15 protein-coding genes are annotated in these 15346 nt (G+C 60.9%); 8 read left to right on the top strand and 7 right to left on the bottom strand.

From position 1 onward, the window contains the following. Positions 1 to 20 precede the first annotated feature (20 nt). Positions 21 to 1112: a redox-regulated ATPase YchF gene (ychF, locus tag ACJ8IN_RS19855; protein WP_033646394.1), complete on the bottom strand. Its 1092-nt coding sequence runs from the start codon at positions 1110 to 1112 to the stop codon at positions 21 to 23. A 334-nt stretch (positions 1113 to 1446) separates the two neighbouring features. Between ychF and ACJ8IN_RS19850 the strand changes: the two genes are divergently transcribed. Continuing rightward, complete coding sequence (locus ACJ8IN_RS19850; RefSeq protein WP_033653847.1) at positions 1447 to 2976, top strand: SulP family inorganic anion transporter; 1530 nt, start codon at positions 1447 to 1449, stop codon at positions 2974 to 2976. 37 nt (positions 2977 to 3013) lie between these two features. On the opposite strand, the gene pth is transcribed toward ACJ8IN_RS19850, so the two are convergent. After that, positions 3014 to 3604, bottom strand: coding sequence for an aminoacyl-tRNA hydrolase (gene pth / locus ACJ8IN_RS19845; RefSeq protein WP_004941053.1), 591 nt, complete (start codon positions 3602 to 3604; stop codon positions 3014 to 3016). Between the two features lie 301 nt (positions 3605 to 3905). Here pth and ychH point away from each other — a divergent pair, with 301 nt between their 5' ends. Continuing rightward, a complete protein-coding gene (ychH, locus tag ACJ8IN_RS19840) occupies positions 3906 to 4184 on the top strand; it encodes a stress-induced protein YchH (RefSeq protein ID WP_025302491.1) in 279 nt (92 codons plus the stop codon). A gap of 185 nt (positions 4185 to 4369) precedes the next feature. On the opposite strand, the gene prs is transcribed toward ychH, so the two are convergent. The 3 genes from prs to lolB form a co-directional block, all read right to left on the bottom strand. Continuing rightward, positions 4370 to 5317, bottom strand: a complete 948-nt coding sequence (gene prs, locus ACJ8IN_RS19835) for a ribose-phosphate diphosphokinase (RefSeq protein ID WP_004941061.1) — start codon at positions 5315 to 5317, stop codon at positions 4370 to 4372. 174 nt (positions 5318 to 5491) lie between these two features. Then, positions 5492 to 6358: a 4-(cytidine 5'-diphospho)-2-C-methyl-D-erythritol kinase gene (ispE, locus tag ACJ8IN_RS19830; RefSeq protein ID WP_047567969.1), complete on the bottom strand. Its 867-nt coding sequence runs from the start codon at positions 6356 to 6358 to the stop codon at positions 5492 to 5494. Further along, the gene (lolB, locus tag ACJ8IN_RS19825; protein WP_047567968.1) at positions 6355 to 6978 is read right to left on the bottom strand and encodes a lipoprotein insertase outer membrane protein LolB; all 624 of its coding nucleotides are present in this window, start codon (positions 6976 to 6978) and stop codon (positions 6355 to 6357) included. The genes ispE and lolB overlap by 4 nt, the downstream gene beginning before the upstream one ends. Positions 6979 to 7447: 469 nt before the next feature. Here lolB and hemA point away from each other — a divergent pair, with 469 nt between their 5' ends. Genes hemA through kdsA form a run of 6 tightly spaced genes read left to right on the top strand, consistent with a single transcriptional unit; the run spans position 7448 to position 12822 of the window. After that, positions 7448 to 8710, top strand: a complete 1263-nt coding sequence (hemA, locus tag ACJ8IN_RS19820) for a glutamyl-tRNA reductase (protein WP_308325669.1) — start codon at positions 7448 to 7450, stop codon at positions 8708 to 8710. 31 nt (positions 8711 to 8741) lie between these two features. Next, positions 8742 to 9827: a peptide chain release factor 1 gene (prfA, locus tag ACJ8IN_RS19815; RefSeq protein WP_033638166.1), complete on the top strand. Its 1086-nt coding sequence runs from the start codon at positions 8742 to 8744 to the stop codon at positions 9825 to 9827. Continuing rightward, positions 9827 to 10660, top strand: a complete 834-nt coding sequence (prmC, locus tag ACJ8IN_RS19810) for a peptide chain release factor N(5)-glutamine methyltransferase (RefSeq protein WP_033646390.1) — start codon at positions 9827 to 9829, stop codon at positions 10658 to 10660. Before prfA ends, prmC begins: the two co-directional genes overlap by 1 nt. A gap of 41 nt (positions 10661 to 10701) precedes the next feature. Then, positions 10702 to 11103: a SirB2 family protein gene (locus ACJ8IN_RS19805; RefSeq protein WP_170310367.1), complete on the top strand. Its 402-nt coding sequence runs from the start codon at positions 10702 to 10704 to the stop codon at positions 11101 to 11103. Further along, positions 11100 to 11909, top strand: coding sequence for an invasion regulator SirB1 (sirB1, locus tag ACJ8IN_RS19800; protein ID WP_060424985.1), 810 nt, complete (start codon positions 11100 to 11102; stop codon positions 11907 to 11909). Before ACJ8IN_RS19805 ends, sirB1 begins: the two co-directional genes overlap by 4 nt. Before the next feature lie 58 nt (positions 11910 to 11967). Beyond that, positions 11968 to 12822: a 3-deoxy-8-phosphooctulonate synthase gene (gene kdsA, locus ACJ8IN_RS19795; protein ID WP_004941087.1), complete on the top strand. Its 855-nt coding sequence runs from the start codon at positions 11968 to 11970 to the stop codon at positions 12820 to 12822. Positions 12823 to 12870: 48 nt separating this feature from the next. On the opposite strand, the gene dauA is transcribed toward kdsA, so the two are convergent. Together dauA and ACJ8IN_RS19785 are read right to left on the bottom strand one after the other, a co-directional pair. Beyond that, entirely contained in the window at positions 12871 to 14559 is a 1689-nt protein-coding gene (dauA, locus tag ACJ8IN_RS19790) for a C4-dicarboxylic acid transporter DauA (RefSeq protein ID WP_049211444.1), read from the bottom strand. 232 nt (positions 14560 to 14791) lie between these two features. Next, positions 14792 to 15277 carry a heme-degrading domain-containing protein gene (locus ACJ8IN_RS19785; RefSeq protein WP_060424983.1) on the bottom strand — a complete coding sequence of 162 codons (486 nt, stop codon included), beginning with the start codon at positions 15275 to 15277 and terminating at the stop codon, positions 14792 to 14794. Between the last annotated feature and the right edge of the window lie 69 nt (positions 15278 to 15346).

Raw genomic sequence — 15346 nt, 5'->3', positions numbered from 1 at the left:
GCAATGCTGCGGGGAAGGGCTTAGACGTTGAACAAGAAGTTCATCACGTCGCCGTCTTTGACGATGTAGTCTTTACCTTCGGAGCGCATTTTGCCGGCTTCTTTGGCGCCTTGCTCACCCTTGTAGGTGATGAAGTCGTCATAAGAGATGGTTTGCGCGCGGATAAAGCCTTTCTCGAAGTCGGTGTGGATCTTGCCGGCCGCCTGCGGAGCGGTGGCGCCGACCGGGATGGTCCAGGCGCGCACTTCTTTCACGCCGGCGGTGAAGTAGGTCTGCAGGTTCAGCAGTTCATAACCGGCGCGGATCACGCGGTTCAGGCCCGGTTCTTCCAGGCCCAGCTCGGCCATGAACTCGTCGCGCTCTTCGTCTTCCAGCTCGGCGATGTCGGATTCCACTGCGGCGCACACGGCAACCACCACGGAGCCTTCGGCGTCGGCGATTTTACGCACGGTGTCCAGGTACGGGTTGTTCTCGAAGCCGTCTTCGTTGACGTTGGCGATGTACATGGTCGGCTTCAGGGTCAGGAAGCTCAGGTATTTGATCGCCGCTTTGTCTTCGTCGCTCAGATCCAGCGCGCGCAGCATGCCGGCGTTTTCCAGGTGCGGCAGGCATTTCTCCAGCGCCGCCAGCTCGGCCTTGGCGTCTTTGTCGCCGCCTTTGGCTTTCTTCTGCACGCGGTGGATGGCGCGCTCGCAGGTGTCGAGGTCAGACAGCGCCAGCTCGGTGTTGATCACATCGATGTCTTCGGCCGGATCGACCTTGTTGTTGACGTGAATGATGTTGTCGTTCTCGAAGCAGCGCACCACGTGGCCGATGGCTTCGGTTTCGCGGATGTTGGTCAGGAACTGGTTGCCCAGGCCTTCACCCTTGGACGCGCCTTTCACCAGGCCGGCGATGTCGACGAATTCCATGGTGGTCGGCAGAATGCGCTGCGGCTTGACGATCTCGGCCAGCTTATCCAGACGCGGATCGGGCATCGGCACCACACCGGTGTTCGGTTCAATGGTGCAGAACGGGAAGTTGGCTGCTTCAATGCCCGCTTTGGTCAACGCGTTGAACAGGGTGGATTTGCCTACGTTAGGCAGGCCGACGATACCGCATTTGAATCCCATGTTGTAATCACCTTAAATATCTTAACTATCAGTTGGTTAGATTTAACCAACTGCATAAAGGGCAAAATAATGCCGCCATTATACACGTAATGAGCGTTTATCTCGATCAGACTTGTTTGGCCGGGGCGAGCGCAGCGCCCGCGGCCGGTTTTTGATTGAGATTTGGATCACATTTACCCATACTGGCCGTTCCGATTAACCGACAGGAAACGCGCCGGATGTATTTCTTGCCTACGCCACCCTGAGCTGTGCCCGCCTGCAGTCTGCCGCACCTTGCGGTACCCCATACCCGCTACGCGGGGAGATGATGTCATCTGTCATAAGTGAATAATGCATGTTTAACCTGAGTAACGTCAGGATCGCGGACGTTAAAAATGAAGTCCTGGCGGGCTTTGTGGTGGCGGTTTCGATGATCCCCGAGGCGGTCGGCTTTTCGCTGGTCGCCGGTCTTTCGCCGATCGTCGGTTTGCATACCGCGTTTATTATCGGCCTGGTCACGGCGCTGTTCGGCGGCAAGCCGGGCATGGTTTCCGGCGCCGCCGGCTCCATTGTGGTGGTGCTGATGAGCCTGGCGGCGCAGTATGGCATGGGCTACGTGCTGTGGGCCACGCTGTTTGCCGGGGGCATTCAAATCCTGATCGGCGCCTTCCGGCTGGGCAAGTTCATTCGTCTGGTGCCGCTGCCGGCGATCCACGGCTTCGTCAACGGTCTGGCGATCGTCATCATGCTGGCGCAGCTGAAGATGATCGCCGGGCAGGGGCCGCTGATGTACGGCCTGGTGGCGCTGGCGATTGCGGTGGTGGTGCTGTTCCCGCGCCTGACCAAAGCCATTCCGTCTTCGCTGGCGGCGCTGCTGGTGGTTTCGGCGTTGGCGATCGGCCTCAATCTGCACACGCTGCGGGTGGGCGATCTGGCGGATATTTCCGGCGCGCTGCCGCACTTCAGCCTGCCGACGGCGCCGTTCACCCTGGAAATGGTGCGGGTGGTGCTGCCCTATGCGGTGGTGATTGCCCTGGTCGGTTTGATTGAATCGCTGCTGACCATGACGGTGCTGGATGAAATGGGCGGCAAGAAGGGCAACGGCAATCGCGAAAGCATCGCGCAGGGCGCCGGTAACGCGGTGTGCGGCCTGTTCGGCTGCTTCGCCGGCTGCGCGATGATCGGCCAGTCGATCATCAACTTCACCTCGGGCGGGCGCGGGCGCCTCTCCGGCACGGTGGGCGCCATCCTGCTGATTCTGTTCGTGGTCAGCCTGTCGCGCTATATCGGCCTGCTGCCGGTGGCGGCGCTGGCCGGGGTGATGCTGGTGGTGTGTTACAACACCTTCGAGTGGAGTTCGCTGCGCCGTTTGCGCCGTATGCCGAAGGCGGACGCGCTGGTGATGCTCGCCGTCACGCTGATCACCATCTTTACCGATCTGGCGGTGGCGGTGATCAGCGGGGTGATTATCTCGGCGCTGGTGTTCGCCTGGCAGCAGGCGCGCATTCGCGTGCGCCAGCGGCAGGTAACGGGCGACGTGGCGGTGTATCAGCTCGATGGCCCGCTGTTCTTCGGCTCTGCCGCCGCTTTCGCCGAGCTGTTCGAGCCGCAAAGCGATCCGCAGAACGTGGTGCTGGATTTTGCCGGCACCCGGGTGATGGATTCCAGCGGCGTAGAGGCGATCGATAAGCTGACGGCGCGTTACCTGGCGGCGGGGAAAAGCATTCGGCTGCGCCACCTGAGCGGCGACTGCGTGCGTTTACTTAAGCGCGCCGGGCCGTTTTGCAGCCATGAGCTGGACGATCCGCAGTATTACGTGGCGGAAGAGGGCTTCACCGCCGATGACCGCCGCGTGAGCGAGGAGACCTTCAACCCGCGCGGCTAGAAGCAGGCAGCGGGCAGGGCGCCCGCTGCGGCAAGGTTCAGGCCTGCGCCTTGAAGCTGTGCAGGCGCTGAACGGTTTTTTCCAGCCCGTCCTTCATCAGCATCTCGGTGCAGCGCAGCGACTCGTCGATCGCTTCGTCGATCATCTTCTGCTCGCTGGCCGGCGGCTTGCCGAGCACGAAGCCCACCACCTTGTTCTTGTCGCCCGGATGGCCGATGCCGATGCGCAGGCGGTAAAAGTTCGGGTTGTTGCCGAACTTGTTTTGGATGTCCTTCAGGCCGTTGTGGCCGCCGTTGCCGCCGCCGAGCTTGATTTTGGCGACGCCGGGCGGCAGATCCAGCTCGTCGTGCGCCACCAGGATCTCGTTCGGTTCGATGCGGTAGAAGTTGGCCATCGCCAGCACCGCTTTGCCGCTCAGGTTCATGAAGGTGGTCGGCACCAGCAGGCGCACGTCGTTGCCCGCCAGGTTCAAACGAGCGGTATAGCCGAAGAACTTGCTCTCTTCTTTCAACTGCTGATTGTGGCGCTGGGCCAGCAGATCGACGTACCAGGCGCCGGCGTTGTGGCGCGTTTGGGCATATTCCGCGCCCGGGTTGGCCAGGCCAACTATCAATTTAATACTGCTCACTGGGAGATTCACTATGATCAGGGTAATGGAAAGGGCCTTAGTCTACCTGCCGGGGCGGCGAATGACAAAATCCGATCCCCGCCGTCGCCTTAGGTAAGAAAGACGAATGATTCATTAGCTGAATAATTCAATTTGTCCGCTAATTTTCAGCGGCGCGTTAAGAAGTGTCAATAATTCTTTACCATTTGTGATCGCCTCCGCAATCCCCTTGCCGCAACAAGGACTATACTTAACTTATCAAAGTGGGTTAACAAGTTGCAGCGTTATCCCGGTTGGCACATGGCAATCATGGAGGTGGCATATGAAACGTAGAAGCGCGGACAGAATGGGCAACTTTTTTATGGGGCTGGGGCTGGTCGTGATGATCGGCGGTGTCGGATACTCCATTATTGCTGAAGTATCCCAGTTCAATTTACCGCAATTTTTCGCCCACGGCGCCATCATGAGTATCTTCGTCGGCGCGCTGTTGTGGCTGGTGGGCGCGCGTATCGGCGGCCGCGAGCAGGTGGCGGATCGCTACTGGTGGGTAAAACACTTTGATAAACGGTGCCGTAACGACCAACATCGTTCGTCGCATTGATTAAAAAATCAGAAGGGAAGCGAGAGCAGGGCAAGGGAAAATCTGCCGTGCATTAAGGTTTGAGGTCATGTTGGACTACGAGTAGAAAACCCGTTGTTGCTTACGCACCAACGGGTTTTTCTTTTTCTGCTGTCGGGCACGCTATCTTTCCGGCGCGGTGGGCGCCGCACCGGAAAGACGACGCATCAATGCTCGAACATTGCAGAGATCGACTCTTCGTTGCTGATGCGGCGAATGGCTTCAGCCAGCATGCCGGACAGGGTCAGAGTGCGAACGTTTTTCAGTGCCTTGATTTCCGGCGACAGCGGAATGGTGTCGCAGACGATCACTTCATCAATCACCGAGTTCTTGATGTTGTCCACGGCGTTGCCGGAGAAGATCGGGTGCGTCGCGTAGGCGAATACGCGCTTGGCACCGCGTTCTTTCAACGCTTCAGCCGCTTTGCACAAGGTACCGCCGGTGTCGATCATGTCGTCGACCAGCACGCAGTCGCGGCCTGCCACGTCACCGATGATGTGCATCACCTGAGAAACGTTCGCGCGCGGGCGGCGTTTGTCGATGATGGCCATGTCGGTGTCGTTCAGCAGTTTGGCGATGGCGCGGGCACGCACTACGCCGCCGATGTCCGGGGAAACCACGATCGGGTTTTCCAGGTTCTGCTGCAGCATGTCTTCCAGCAGGATCGGGCTGCCGAACACGTTGTCTACCGGAACGTCGAAGAAGCCTTGAATCTGCTCAGCATGCAGATCCACCGTCAGAACGCGGTCAACCCCTACGCTGGAGAGGAAATCGGCAACCACCTTGGCGGTGATTGGCACACGCGCGGAACGCACGCGGCGATCCTGGCGGGCATAGCCGAAGTAAGGGATAACGGCGGTAATACGACCTGCGGAGGCGCGACGCAGGGCGTCGACCATCACAACCAGTTCCATCAGGTTGTCGTTGGTCGGGGCACAGGTGGACTGGATGATGAAAATATCACCGCCGCGTACATTTTCGTTGATTTGCACGCTCACTTCGCCGTCGCTAAAACGACCTACAGCGGCGTCACCAAGGCTGGTGTACAAACGGTTGGCAATACGTTGTGCTAGTTCCGGGGTGGCGTTACCAGCAAAAAGCTTCATATCAGGCACGAGAAGAACCTCAGGCTTGCGTCCAGAGAAGATATTGTCATACGACATCGCCAAGGGGCAGTCGGCGACGCCGGCGCAATATACATACGGGTATGTAAAACTAAAATTGAGACCGCAGGCAGCGCAGGGATAACAGGGCCAGGTGTGCATGACCCTGCGCAGCGAAACGTTGAGCTACGACTCAAACCGCCCGGAACGAATGCGATGTAGTGGGGAGACGTTAACGCCGCGCGCTACAAAACCACACAACCACTCCGGGGCTTGATTTAACACCTGACGGGCGGCGATTTCTGTGTCGAATTCAGCAAACACACAAGCACCTGTGCCAGTCAGGCGTGACGGGGCGTATTCTAACAGCCATGAAAGAAGCTGTTCAACCTCGCGAAAACGTTTTCTTGCGATCGGTTCGCAATCATTTGCGTACGGTGCCTGCAACAGCTCACTTAAGGAGCGAACCGGGGTGTCTCTTTTCAATTCGGGATCGCCGAAGATAACCGGCGTCGGGATGCCGACGCCGGGATGCGCCACCAGATACCACTTTTCCTGCGGCTCGGCCGGCTGCAGGCGCTCGCCGATGCCTTCGGCGAAGGCGGCGTGGCCGCGCACGAACACCGGCACGTCGGCGCCGAGGCTGAGCCCCAGCTCGGCCAATTGGTCGTCGCCAAGACCGCAGCGCCACAGTTCGTTCAGCGCCACCAGCACGGTGGCGGCGTTGGAGGAGCCGCCGCCCAAACCGCCGCCCATCGGCAGGCGCTTGTCGATGCTGATGTCGGCGCCGCGCGGTGCGGTCTGCAGGCCGCGTTCATCGCAATAGCGCTGCAGCAGGCGGGCGGCGCGCACGATCAGGTTCTGCTCGTCCGGCACGCCGTCGACCGGCGTCAGCAGATGAATGCGATCGTCCTGGCGCGGCTCAATGGTCAGAGTGTCGCCGTAGTCCAAAAACTGGAACAGCGTCTGCAGCAGGTGATAGCCGTCTTCACGACGGCCGGTGATGTACAGAAACAGGTTGAGTTTCGCGGGGGAGGGCCACTGGCGGATCATTTGAGCGTCCAGTTGTCCATTTTCAGCTTGATGCGCTGGTCGCCCTGCTGCAGCTCCAGGCGATTCGGCAGAGTCGGCTGCACCGCGTTGCTGTAGCCCTGGTAATCCACTTTCCAGGTCTGGCCGCCTTGCTGGTAGGTCAGCTTGCTCAGGCGATATTGGTCATCCAGCGCAAAATCGCCGGCTTCGCCCGGCAGGCCGAGCATCCACTGGCGCAGGTTGTTCAGCGGGATCGCCATGCCGGTCAGCTTGCGGATCATCTCTTCCGGATTGTCGCTGACGTAGCGTTTGCCCTGGTTGTCGGTCAGCTGCACCACGTTTTTCTGCACGTTGAGATCCATTTCCGTGCTGCCCAGCGGGTTGGTCAGCAGCAGGCGGTAGCGCTCCGGCGAGAACTGCTGCCAGAAGAAGCGGGCGTAGACTTTTTTCTGATCAGACAAGTAGGCGAAGGAGCCGCGGGTCTGATAGGTGCTGAGCTGCTGCACCGCCTGCTCATGGGCGCGCCACTGCGGTGAGGTCGGGCTGGTGGCCGGGCCGGTCGGCTTGGTGGTGGTACAGGCGGCCAGCACCAGGCTGGCCAGCGGGATCAGACGGAGCAAACTAACTTTGCGTATTGGCATAACTTTCTCTTGTCCTTTTGTCCTTGCGGGCATGCGCGACGAAACCCGGATTCAGCGCTCACGCTAACGGGGCGGCGGCGGCGCGTCAATTTTTTGCTGCATCGCGTTGAATCTTGCCGCTTTTATCGGCGCAATGCCAACCCGGCACGCGCCGTCGGGGTCGCCATTAAGCGTAACACAATCGCCTGAAGGCGGGGGAGGCGCGCCCGATAAGCGGTGCCTTCGTTGCGCAAACGCCGCCGTTGTGTACGCCGAATAGCGTGCGCGTTATCGCAAACTGCGCTAAAATTTAAGCAATCGACCTACCTCATGGCTATTTATCCTGCTGTATTTATTGCTTATTCATTAATTGATGTCATCTATGACAGCGATTGAACGGAAGATGCGGTTGTTACTTTTATTGATCCCGCGCATCAAGTAGAATGCCGTTCAACGAGAACCCGTACCAAGATAAGTATTACTCGAAGCAATGACCCTGCTGGCGTTAGGTATAAATCACAAAACCGCTCCGGTTTCTCTGCGTGAAAGGGTGACCTTCTCGCCAGAGTCCATCGATGAGGCGCTGACCAGCTTGCTCCAACAACCGTTGGTGCAGGGTGGCGTCGTGTTGTCCACCTGCAACCGCACCGAGCTGTACCTCAGCGTAGAGCAGCAGGAACACATGCACGAGCAGCTGGTCGCCTGGCTGTGCGCCTACCACAACCTGCGTCCGGAAGAGGTGAAGAAAAGCCTGTACTGGTATCAGGGCAACGACGCGGTCAGCCATCTGATGCGTGTGGCCAGCGGGTTGGACTCATTGGTACTCGGCGAACCGCAGATCCTCGGCCAGGTGAAAAAGGCCTTCGCCGAGTCGCAACGCGGCCAGTCGCTGTCCGGTGAGCTGGAGCGTCTGTTCCAGAAATCCTTCTCTGTCGCCAAGCGCGTGCGCACCGAAACCGACATCGGCGCCAGCGCGGTCTCCGTGGCGTTCGCCGCCTGTACGCTGGCGCGCCAGATCTTCGAATCGCTGGCCGATCTCAACGTCTTGCTGGTGGGCGCCGGCGAAACCATCGAGCTGGTGGCGCGCCACCTGCGCGAGCATAAAGTGCGGCACATGATCATCGCCAACCGCACCCGCGAGCGCGCGCAGCTGCTGGCGGACGAGGTCGGCGCGGAGGTGATCACCCTGCCTGAGATCGACGAACGTCTGGCGGACGCCGACATCATCATCAGTTCCACCGCCAGCCCGCTGCCGATCATCGGCAAGGGGATGGTGGAGCGCGCGCTGAAGGCGCGCCGCAACCAGCCGATGCTGCTGGTGGATATCGCCGTACCGCGCGACATCGAGCCGGAGGTCGGCAAACTGGCCAACGCCTATCTGTACAGCGTGGACGATCTGCACGCCATCATTCAAAGCAACCTGGCGCAGCGCAAAGCGGCGGCGGTGCAGGCGGAATCGATCGTGCAGCAGGAAAGTACCAACTTCATGGCCTGGCTGCGCTCGCAGGGCGCGGTGGAAACCATCCGCGACTACCGTTCGCAGGCCGACCAAATTCGCGCAGAGATGGAGGCCAAAGCGCTGGCCGCCATCGCGCAGGGCGCCAACGTGGAGCAGGTGATACACGAGCTGGCCCATAAACTGACCAACCGTCTTATTCATGCCCCCACCAAATCCCTCCAGCAGGCCGCCGGCGACGGCGACGTGGAGCGGTTGCAGTTATTACGCGACAGCCTCGGGCTGGATCAGCATTAGTTTTCTCTATTAACAGGGTTTATTACCACGCATGAAGCCTTCTATTGTTGCCAAACTGGAAGCGTTACAAGAGCGCCATGAAGAAGTGCAGGCGCTGCTCGGCGATGCCGGCGTTATCGCCGACCAAGACCGGTTCCGCGCGCTGTCGCGAGAATACGCGCAGCTGACTGACGTCAGCCGCTGCTTCCTGGAATGGCGTCAGGTGCAGGAGGATCTGGAGACGGCGGAAATGATGCTGGACGATCCGGAGATGCGCGAGATGGCGCAGGAAGAGCTGAAACAGGCGCGGGCGGCCAGCGAAGAGTTGGAGCAGCAACTGCAGGTGTTGCTGCTGCCGAAAGATCCGGACGATGAGCGCAGCTGCTTCCTCGAAGTGCGCGCCGGCACCGGCGGCGATGAGGCGGCGATCTTCGCCGGCGATCTGTTCCGCATGTACAGCCGCTATGCGGAAAGCCGCCGCTGGCGCGTCGAGGTGATGAGCGCCAACGAAGGCGAGCACGGCGGCTTTAAAGAAGTGATCGCCAAAGTCTCCGGCGACGGCGTGTACGGTCAGCTGAAGTTTGAATCCGGCGGCCACCGCGTGCAGCGCGTGCCGGAAACCGAATCCCAGGGGCGCATCCACACCTCCGCCTGCACCGTGGCGGTGATGCCTGAAGTGCCGGAAGCCGAGCTGCCGGACATCAACCCGGGCGATCTGAAAATCGACACCTTCCGCTCCTCCGGCGCCGGCGGCCAGCACGTTAACACCACCGACTCGGCGATCCGCATCACCCACCTGCCGACCGGCATCGTGGTGGAGTGCCAGGACGAACGTTCACAGCACAAAAACAAAGCCAAGGCGATGTCGGTGCTGGGCGCGCGCATTCGCGCCGCCGAGATGGCCAAGCGCCAGCAGGCCGAGGCGTCCACTCGCCGCAACCTGCTGGGCAGCGGCGATCGTTCCGACCGTAACCGCACCTACAACTTCCCGCAGGGGCGGGTGACCGACCACCGCATCAACCTGACGCTCTACCGTCTGGACGAGGTGATGGAAGGCAAACTGGACATGCTGATCCAGCCGATCGTGCAGGAGTATCAGGCCGACCAGCTGGCTGCGCTGTCCGCCGAGCAAGAGTGATGGACTATCAACACTGGCTGAAAGCCGCCGCCGCGCGTTTGACCCACAGTGACAGCGCCCGGCGCGACGCGGAAATCCTGTTGGGTTTCGTGACCGGCAAGGCCAGAACTTTCCTGATGGCGTTCGGGGAAACCCTGCTGACGCCGCCGCAGCAACAGCAACTGGAGACGCTGCTGGCGCGCCGCGAACGCGGTGAGCCGGTGGCCTATCTGGTGGGCGAGCGCGAGTTTTGGTCGCTGCCGCTGTCGGTTTCGCCCGCAACGCTGATCCCACGCCCGGATACCGAATGCCTGGTGGAACTGGCGCTGGCGCGCCTGCCGCCGCAACCCTGCCATTTCCTCGATCTCGGCACCGGCACTGGCGCCATCGCGCTGGCGCTGGCCAGCGAGCGCCCGGATTGTTCGGCAATCGGCGTCGATGTGCAGCCGGAGGCGGTCGCGCTGGCGCAGCATAATGCGCGCAAGCTGAAGATCGACAACGTCCGATTTCTACAGGGCAGTTGGTTTGCGCCGGTGGCGGGGCAACGCTTCGCGCTGATCGCCAGCAATCCGCCCTATATCGACGCCGCCGATCCGCATTTGTCGCAGGGCGACGTGCGCTTCGAGCCGGGCAGCGCGCTGGTCGCCGCCGATCATGGGCTGGCGGATCTGGCCGCCATCGTGGGCCAGGCGCCGCACCATTTGCAGCCGCAGGGTTGGCTGCTGTTGGAACATGGCTGGCAGCAGGGCGAGAGCGTGCGCGCGCTGCTGCAGGCCGCCGGATTTTCCGCTGTCGCCACCCACCGCGATTACGGCGACAACGACCGCGTGACGCTCGGCCAATGGCCGGGATAATCGCCACTGATAATAACGACGCCCGGGCCATTTAAGGGAGCATCATGACTGCATACACCGCGTTGAAACATTTCCATTTGCTGACGGTTGCCATCAGTATTACCTTGTTTGTGCTGCGTTTCTTTTGGCAGTGGCGCCGCTCGCCGATCATGGGCCGCCGCTGGGTCAAGGTAGCGCCGCACCTGAACGACACGCTGCTGTTCGTCAGCGGCATCGCGCTGGTGGTGACGTTCGGGTTTTATCCGCTGCTGGGTATGGACTCATGGCTGACCGAGAAGCTGTTTGGCGTTATTATCTATATCCTGCTTGGCTACGTCGCATTGGGCAAGAAGACCAAAAGTCAGCGGCTGCGAACCGTGGCGTTCGTGCTGGCGTTGGGCTGCCTGTACCTGATAATTAAACTTGCCACGACGAAAATACCGTTTCTGATGGGATACCTATGAGTAGCATTGCTGATTTTGAATTTAACGCCTCGCCGCTGAGCGAAGGGGTGATCCTGGTGTCGCAGTCGGTGCGGCGCGATTTCCCGGCTGCCGACGTGGAGCGCAAGCTGCAACAGCTGGTAGACGAAGCGCGCGCGGCGGTGCCGGTCGATATCACTCAGGAGCAGCAACTGGATGCGCTCATCGAGCTGTTTTACAAGACCTGGGGCTTCGGCGGCGCCAGCGGCGTGTACCGCCTGTCGGACGCCATCTGGCTGGACAAGGTGCTGGAAGGGCGGCAGGGCACGCCGGTCTCGCTGGGCACCATTTTCCTGCACATCGCCAACGCGCTGGATCTGCCGCTGCTGCCGGTGATTTTCCCCACTCAGCTGATCCTGCGCGCCGACTGGCTGGACGAGGAGCTGTGGCTGATCAACCCGCTTAACGGCGAAACCCTGAGCGAACACCAGCTGGAAGTGTGGATCAAGGGCAACCTGGGGCTGGGCGCCGAGCTGGAAGACGACGACCTCGACGAGTCGGAGAACATCATGGTGGTGCGCAAGATGCTCGATACGCTGAAGGCCGCCCTGATGGAAGAAAAACAGCTGGAAATGGCGCTGCGCACCAGCGAAACGGTGCTGTGCTTCGATCCTGAAGATCCGTACGAGATCCGCGACCGCGGGCTGATTTACGCCCAGCTGGAGTGCAACCATATCGCGATTTCCGATCTCAACTATTTTGTCGAGCAGTGTCCTGAAGACCCGGTCAGCGAAGTGATCAAAGTGCAGATCCATTCGATTGAGCCGAAACAGGTGACGCTGCATTAATTCAATGACTCCGCGCAGTGTGCAAGGCGACGGTTACAACCTTAACAAAGGCGAAAGCATGAAACAGAAAGTGGTTAGCATTGGCGATATCGACGTAGCAAACGATCTGCCGTTTGTGCTGTTTGGCGGTATGAACGTGCTGGAATCGCGCGATCTGGCGATGAGCATCTGCGAACACTACGTCACCGTGACGCAAAAACTGGGCATTCCTTACGTATTCAAGGCCTCTTTCGACAAGGCCAACCGCTCTTCCATCCACTCGTACCGCGGTCCGGGCCTGGAAGAAGGGATGAAGATCTTTGAAGAGCTGAAAAAAACCTTCGGCGTGAAAATCATCACCGACGTGCATGAAGCGGCGCAGGCGCAGCCGGTTTCCGAAGTGGTTGACGTGATCCAGCTGCCGGCCTTCCTGGCGCGCCAGACCGATCTGGTGGAAGCGATGGCGAAAACCGGCGCGGTGATCAACGTCAAGAAGCCGCAGTTCGTCAGCCCGGGGCAGATGGGCAATATCGTCGACAAGTTCAAAGAGGGCGGCAACGACCAGGTGATCCTGTGCGATCGCGGCAGCAACTTTGGCTATGACAACCTGGTGGTCGACATGCTGGGCATCAACGTGATGAAAAACGTGACCGGCGGCCATCCGGTGATCTTCGATGTGACCCACGCGCTGCAGACCCGCGATCCGTTCGGCGCCGCGTCCGGCGGCCGTCGCGCTCAGGTGGCCGAGCTGGCGCGCGCCGGCATGGCGGTCGGCCTGGCCGGCCTGTTCCTCGAAGCGCACCCGGATCCGAACAACGCCAAGTGCGACGGCCCGTCCGCGCTGCCGCTGGACAAGCTGGAGCCGTTCCTGGCGCAGATGAAAGCCATCGACGACCTGGTGAAGAGCTTCCCGGAGCTGGATACCAGCAACTAAGCGCTCGTCACCATAAAAAAAAGCCCGACTCGTCGGGCTTTTTTACGTTTAGGCGCCGGTGGCCGCCAGCGCTTCCGGCAGCGTCGGGTAGAACTGCAGGCGGCCCTCGATCGGTTGCACCCGCGCGCGCGCCAGGGTTTTCAGCGGCTGGAACGGCACGTCGGTGATCACCAGCTTTTTGTCCGCCGGCAGCTCGTCGATAAAGCGCCGCAGGGCGCTCAGGCCGCCGGCGTCGAGCACCGGCACCGCATCCCACTGCAGCACGATCGTGCGGTAGCCTTCGCTGCGCGCCAGCAGTTCGGTAAAGATGCGCTCGGCGGCGGCGAAGAACAGCGGGCCGTTCACCCGCAGCACCAGGCGGCCGTGGTCGGCGCTCAGCTCACTCAGCTTTGTCATACGGGCGATACGGCGCATAAACAGCAGCGACGCCAGCACGATGCCCACGGTAATGGCGATCACCATGTCGAACAGCACCGTCAGCGACATGCACAGCAGCAGCACCAGAATGTCGTCCTTCGGCGCCCGGCGCAGCAGGTAAACCACCTTGTGCGCCTCGCTCATGTTCCAGGCGACCATCAGCAGCAGCGCCGCCATCGCCGCCAGCGGCAGGTAAGAGAGCCACGGCGCCAATACCAGCAGCGCCAGCAGCACCAGCAGCGCGTGGATGATGGCGGACACCGGCGAGGTGGCACCGGCGCGCACGTTGGCCGCCGAACGGGCAATCGCGGCGGTGGCGGTAATGCCGCCGAAGAACGGCGCGATGATGTTGCCCGCGCCCTGGCCGATCAGTTCGCTGTTCGAGTTGTGCTTCTTGCCGGTCATGCCGTCGAGCACCACCGCGCACAGCAGCGATTCGATCGCGCCGAGCATCGCCATCGAAAACGCCGCCGGCAATAGGGCGGAAACGGTTTGCCAGCTCAGGGTGAACGGCTGCCCGCCGCCGCCCGGCAGATCCCAGGGCAGCAGCAACTGCGGCAGGATCGGCGGGATGCCCTGTCCGCTGCTGCCGTCGGCCAGCAGATAGCTGAAGCGCGAGCCGATGGTCGCCACCGGGTGATCAAACAGCGCCAGCAGCCCCATTAGCGCGGTGCCCGCCAGCAGCGCCGGCAGGTGGCCAGGCACCCGCAGGCCGAGCTTGGGCCAGAAGATCAGGATCAGGAGCGTCACCGCGCCGATCAGGGTATCGCCGAAATCCAGCGTTGGCAGCGCCTGCAGCAGGGCGTGCAGTTTGCCGACGTAATTTTCCGGCGTGTGCGCCAGCTGCAGGCCGAAGAAGTCCTTGATCTGCATGGTGGCGATGGTGATGGCGATGCCGGAGGTAAAGCCGAGCGTCACCGGCAGCGGAATGTACTCGATCAGCCGGCCCAGGCGCGCCAGCCCCATCAGCAGCAGAAATACTCCGGAGATCAGCGTGGCGACCAGCAGGCCGGCCAGGCCGAACTGCTGCGAAACCGGATACAGGATCACCACGAAGGCGGCGGTGGGGCCGGAGACGCTGTAGCGCGAACCGCCGCTGACGGCGATGACGATGCCGGCGATGGCGGCGGTATACAGGCCGTACTGCGGCGGCACGCCGCTGGCGATCGCCAGCGCCATCGCCAGCGGGATGGCGATAATGCCGACCGTCACCCCGGCGATAGCGTCTTTCAGCAACCGCGCCAGGCTATAAGGTTCCCGCCAGCAGGCGTCTATCAGCGCGCTGAAGGGGCGAATTTTGTTTATTTCATGCGTTTTCATCTACGGTGCGTACCAAATCTTCAAAAGTGAAAGGAATGGCGGGCCCGATGAGGTCCGTCTTGTCACGTGACAGATACCATACGCCTTTTGTTCAGCGGATTACCAGACCTGTGTCAATTTGGCGCAGGAAATCGGAGAGTCGCCCTTTTGTTTGGCGCTAAATGCGAATAACAGATAAGTCAGCCGCAGATTCTGCGGCTGAAAAGGAAAGGAATAATCAAGGTTTTAACGGCTAGTGGAGTACGGGCAGGGATAAGCCGAGAAAGTGGGCTAAAGTGCTTACCAGCAGCTGGTGATCTTCCTTCTGCGGCGCGCCGGAAATGCTGATGCTGCCGACGCAGCCGAGGCCGGTCAGAGTGAGCGGGAAGGCGCCGCCGTGCACCGAATAGTCGCGCACGTTCAGCCCGTAGCGTTCCTCCAGCGACGTTTGCCGCTGCTGCAGGCGCAGGCCGATGGCGTAAGAGCTTTTGTGAAAATGATTCACCAGATTACGCTTGCGCCGCACCCAGTCGGCAATGTCCGGCGTGGCGCCCGGCATGGCGTAATAAAACAGCGTTTGCCCGGCCAGTTGGATCTCGATGGCGATGCTCAGGCCGCGCCGCTCGGCGGCGGTTTTCAGCGCCGCGCCCAGTTCCCAGGCGGTGGCGGCATCAAAATGGGTAAAGGCCAGCGTCGCTTCCTGTTCGCTGAGCGCCTGCAGTTCATCGTCGATATTCATGCGGTTCTCCCCCGATAACACAGGGCACAGAGTAGCCTGAAGCGCCTGGGGAGGGATAGAAGGCTTGGC

It is taken from the genome of Serratia sp. CY31944, assembly GCF_052169175.1.
Classification (GTDB): Bacteria; Pseudomonadota; Gammaproteobacteria; order Enterobacterales; family Enterobacteriaceae; genus Serratia; species Serratia sarumanii.
The sequence above is the reverse complement of the archived record's forward strand: the minus strand, read 5'-3'. Positions and strand labels throughout refer to the sequence as shown.